We start from the raw sequence: 5,258 nt of genomic DNA, 5'->3' as shown, positions 1-5,258 counted from the left end.
ATTGAACTGAAGAGTTTGATCCTGGCTCAGATTGAACGCTGGCGGCATGCCTTACACATGCAAGTCGAACGGCAGCACGGGGGCAACCCTGGTGGCGAGTGGCGAACGGGTGAGTAATACATCGGAACGTGTCCTGTAGTGGGGGATAGCCCGGCGAAAGCCGGATTAATACCGCATACGATCTACGGAAGAAAGCGGGGGATCCTTCGGGACCTCGCGCTATAGGGGCGGCCGATGGCAGATTAGCTAGTTGGTGGGGTAAAGGCCTACCAAGGCGACGATCTGTAGCTGGTCTGAGAGGACGACCAGCCACACTGGGACTGAGACACGGCCCAGACTCCTACGGGAGGCAGCAGTGGGGAATTTTGGACAATGGGGGCAACCCTGATCCAGCAATGCCGCGTGTGTGAAGAAGGCCTTCGGGTTGTAAAGCACTTTTGTCCGGAAAGAAAACCTACCTGTTAATACCGGGTGGGGATGACGGTACCGGAAGAATAAGCACCGGCTAACTACGTGCCAGCAGCCGCGGTAATACGTAGGGTGCGAGCGTTAATCGGAATTACTGGGCGTAAAGCGTGCGCAGGCGGTCTGTTAAGACCGATGTGAAATCCCCGGGCTTAACCTGGGAACTGCATTGGTGACTGGCAGGCTAGAGTATGGCAGAGGGGGGTAGAATTCCACGTGTAGCAGTGAAATGCGTAGAGATGTGGAGGAATACCGATGGCGAAGGCAGCCCCCTGGGCCAATACTGACGCTCATGCACGAAAGCGTGGGGAGCAAACAGGATTAGATACCCTGGTAGTCCACGCCCTAAACGATGTCAACTAGTTGTTGGGGATTCATTTCCTTAGTAACGTAGCTAACGCGTGAAGTTGACCGCCTGGGGAGTACGGTCGCAAGATTAAAACTCAAAGGAATTGACGGGGACCCGCACAAGCGGTGGATGATGTGGATTAATTCGATGCAACGCGAAAAACCTTACCTACCCTTGACATGGACGAAACCCGGGTGAGAGCTTGGGGTGCTCGAAAGAGAATCGTCGCACAGGTGCTGCATGGCTGTCGTCAGCTCGTGTCGTGAGATGTTGGGTTAAGTCCCGCAACGAGCGCAACCCTTGTCCTTAGTTGCTACGCAAGAGCACTCTAGGGAGACTGCCGGTGACAAACCGGAGGAAGGTGGGGATGACGTCAAGTCCTCATGGCCCTTATGGGTAGGGCTTCACACGTCATACAATGGTCGGAACAGAGGGTTGCCAAGCCGCGAGGTGGAGCCAATCCCAGAAAACCGATCGTAGTCCGGATCGCAGTCTGCAACTCGACTGCGTGAAGCTGGAATCGCTAGTAATCGCGGATCAGCATGCCGCGGTGAATACGTTCCCGGGTCTTGTACACACCGCCCGTCACACCATGGGAGTGGGTTTTACCAGAAGTGGCTAGTCTAACCGCAAGGAGGACGGTCACCACGGTAGGATTCATGACTGGGGTGAAGTCGTAACAAGGTAGCCGTATCGGAAGGTGCGGCTGGATCACCTCCTTTCTCGAGCTTAAACGCTCGCCCACTCAAGTGTTCACGCTTATCGGCTGTCAGAAAGACAGGCTAAGGGTCTGTAGCTCAGTCGGTTAGAGCACCGTCTTGATAAGGCGGGGGTCGTTGGTTCGAATCCAACCAGACCCACCACCCGGGCAAGCGGTGCTTAAAACGACCAAGCGAGCAGACTGAGTCAGGCACACACGGGGGGATTAGCTCAGCTGGGAGAGCACCTGCTTTGCAAGCAGGGGGTCGTCGGTTCGATCCCGTCATCCTCCACCAATCCTCAATGCACAGCGCTGAACGCGGAGTTCAACGTTGCGCATTGGCGATTGAGCCAGTCAGCGCGGGTAGGTGATCGAATTTGATCATGCTATCGGCTGTCGTTCTTTAACAATCTGGAAGAAGTAGTAAAGAGATTATTCGAAAGCACTTAGAGATGGGTGTGAGTAGGGTAATCAGGGTTGTGATTGTATCAAGTATGAAAAGGTGATCGAAAGATTGCTTTGGAATACGGCACAACGCGAATACTCAACCTATGACGGTGGGCTTAAAGGCAGCAATGCTGGCAGACACACTCGTTATAGGGTCAAGCGAACAAGTGCATGTGGTGGATGCCTTGGCGATCACAGGCGATGAAGGACGCGGTAGCCTGCGAAAAGCGGTGGGGAGCTGGCAAACGAGCTTTGATCCACCGATATCCGAATGGGGAAACCCGGCCCGAATGGGTCATCCTAAGCTGAATCCATAGGCTTAGTGAAGCGAACGCGGTGAACTGAAACATCTAAGTAACCGCAGGAAAAGAAATCAACCGAGATTCCCAGAGTAGTGGCGAGCGAAATGGGATCAGCCTGTACTCTTTATCTGTGTTGTTAGCTGAACGCTCTGGAAAGTGCGGCCATAGCAGGTGATAGCCCTGTAAGCGAAAACAGCGTGGAAGAACTAGGGGTACGACAAGTAGGGCGGGACACGTGAAATCCTGTCTGAAGATGGGGGGACCATCCTCCAAGGCTAAATACTCGTGATCGACCGATAGTGAACCAGTACCGTGAGGGAAAGGCGAAAAGAACCCCGGGAGGGGAGTGAAATAGATCCTGAAACCGCATGCATACAAACAGTCGGAGCCTCGTAAGGGGTGACGGCGTACCTTTTGTATAATGGGTCAGCGACTTACGTTCAGTAGCGAGCTTAACTGATTAAGGCAGGCGTAGCGAAAGCGAGTCCGAATAGGGCGATCAGTTGCTGGGCGTAGACCCGAAACCAAGTGATCTATCCATGGCCAGGTTGAAGGTGCGGTAACACGTACTGGAGGACCGAACCCACTAACGTTGAAAAGTTAGGGGATGAGCTGTGGATAGGGGTGAAAGGCTAAACAAACTTGGAAATAGCTGGTTCTCTCCGAAAACTATTTAGGTAGTGCCTCGTGTATCACCTTCGGGGGTAGAGCACTGTCATGGTTGTGGGGTCCATTGCGGATTACTACGCCATAGCAAACTCCGAATACCGAAGAGTGCAATCACGGGAGACAGACATCGGGTGCTAACGTCCGGTGTCAAGAGGGAAACAACCCAGACCGCCAGCTAAGGTCCCAAAGATTGGCTAAGTGGGAAACGAAGTGGGAAGGCAAAAACAGTCAGGAGGTTGGCTTAGAAGCAGCCACCCTTTAAAGAAAGCGTAATAGCTCACTGATCGAGTCGTCCTGCGCGGAAGATGTAACGGGGCTCAAGCCAGTCACCGAAGCTGCGGATGCATATTTATATGCATGGTAGGAGAGCGTTCCGTAAGCCTGCGAAGGTGCGTTGAAAAGCGTGCTGGAGGTATCGGAAGTGCGAATGCTGACATGAGTAGCGATAAAGGGGGTGAAAAGCCCCCTCGCCGTAAGCCCAAGGTTTCCTACGCAACGTTCATCGGCGTAGGGTGAGTCGGCCCCTAAGGCGAGGCAGAAATGCGTAGCTGATGGGAAGCAGGTCAATATTCCTGCACCATTGTTAGATGCGATGGGGGGACGGATCGCGGAAGGTTGTCCGGGTGTTGGACGTCCCGGTCGCTGCATTGGAGAAGGTGCTCAGGCAAATCCGGGCACATAATTCAAGGGTGTGGCGCGAGCTTCTTCGGAAGCGAAGCAATTGGAAGTGGTTCCAAGAAAAGCCTCTAAGCTTCAGTCTAATAGTGACCGTACCGCAAACCGACACAGGTGGGCGAGATGAGTATTCTAAGGCGCTTGAGAGAACTCGGGAGAAGGAACTCGGCAAATTGGTACCGTAACTTCGGGATAAGGTACGCCTCTGTAGCTTGACTGGCCTGCGCTGGAAGGGTGAAGAGGTTGCAATAAACTGGTGGCTGCGACTGTTTAATAAAAACACAGCACTCTGCAAACACGAAAGTGGACGTATAGGGTGTGACGCCTGCCCGGTGCCGGAAGATTAAATGATGGGGTGCAAGCTCTTGATTGAAGTCCCGGTAAACGGCGGCCGTAACTATAACGGTCCTAAGGTAGCGAAATTCCTTGTCGGGTAAGTTCCGACCTGCACGAATGGCGTAACGATGGCCACACTGTCTCCTCCCGAGACTCAGCGAAGTTGAAGTGTTTGTGATGATGCAATCTCCCCGCGGCTAGACGGAAAGACCCCATGAACCTTTACTGTAGCTTTGCATTGGACTTTGAACCGATCTGTGTAGGATAGGTGGGAGGCTATGAAACCGGAACGCTAGTTTCGGTGGAGCCGTCCTTGAAATACCACCCTGGTTTGTTTGAGGTTCTAACCTTGGTCCATGATCTGGATCGGGGACAGTGCATGGTAGGCAGTTTGACTGGGGCGGTCTCCTCCCAAAGTGTAACGGAGGAGTACGAAGGTACGCTAGGTACGGTCGGAAATCGTGCTGATAGTGCAATGGCATAAGCGTGCTTAACTGCGAGACCGACAAGTCGAGCAGGTGCGAAAGCAGGTCATAGTGATCCGGTGGTTCTGTATGGAAGGGCCATCGCTCAACGGATAAAAGGTACTCTGGGGATAACAGGCTGATACCGCCCAAGAGTTCATATCGACGGCGGTGTTTGGCACCTCGATGTCGGCTCATCTCATCCTGGGGCTGTAGCCGGTCCCAAGGGTATGGCTGTTCGCCATTTAAAGAGGTACGTGAGCTGGGTTTAAAACGTCGTGAGACAGTTTGGTCCCTATCTGCCGTGGGCGTTGGATATTTGAAGGGGGCTGCTCCTAGTACGAGAGGACCGGAGTGGACGAACCTCTGGTGTACCGGTTGTCACGCCAGTGGCATCGCCGGGTAGCTATGTTCGGAAGAGATAACCGCTGAAAGCATCTAAGCGGGAAACTCGCCTTAAGATGAGATATCCCCGGGGCTTCGAGCCCCTTGAAGGGTCGTTCTAGACCAGGACGTTGATAGGTCAGGTGTGTAAGTGCAGTAATGCATTGAGCTAACTGATACTAATTGCCCGTAAGGCTTGATCCTATAACCAGTGTGTTTGAACCACTGGCGAGTTATGCGTGTGCGACAATCGCCACCCAACATTTACTGCTTCTTCCCAGATTGGTTGTGTGCCCACCCGGCGCACGACAACAAGTCATGCCTGATGACCACAGCGAGTTGGTACCACCCCTTCCCATCCCGAACAGGACCGTGAAACGACTCCACGCCGATGATAGTGCGGATCTCCCGTGTGAAAGTAGGTAATCGTCAGGCTCCTCATGCAGCAACAAAAACCCCACCCCCAA

Annotated in this window: 2 tRNA genes and 3 rRNA genes; all 5 read left to right on the top strand. The window is 53.4% G+C overall.

What is annotated here, in order from left to right:
- Positions 1–3 precede the first annotated feature (3 nt).
- Positions 4–1,536: ribosomal RNA gene (locus tag NCT03_RS33400) — 16S ribosomal RNA — on the top strand.
- A gap of 64 nt (positions 1,537–1,600) precedes the next feature.
- Positions 1,601–1,677: transfer RNA gene (locus NCT03_RS33395), tRNA-Ile, on the top strand.
- A 56-nt stretch (positions 1,678–1,733) separates the two neighbouring features.
- Positions 1,734–1,809 (top strand) — tRNA-Ala (locus tag NCT03_RS33390).
- 305 nt (positions 1,810–2,114) lie between these two features.
- Positions 2,115–4,995 (top strand): 23S ribosomal RNA (locus NCT03_RS33385).
- Positions 4,996–5,112: 117 nt separating this feature from the next.
- A 5S ribosomal RNA gene (gene rrf, locus NCT03_RS33380) occupies positions 5,113–5,226 on the top strand.
- The 16S, 23S and 5S rRNA genes sit together here with 2 tRNA genes alongside, the layout of an rRNA operon.
- Positions 5,227–5,258 lie beyond the last annotated feature (32 nt).

This window comes from Caballeronia sp. GAWG1-1, assembly GCF_023631465.1.
Lineage (GTDB): Bacteria > Pseudomonadota > Gammaproteobacteria > Burkholderiales > Burkholderiaceae > Caballeronia.
The sequence above is the reverse complement of the archived record's forward strand: the minus strand, read 5'-3'. Positions and strand labels throughout refer to the sequence as shown.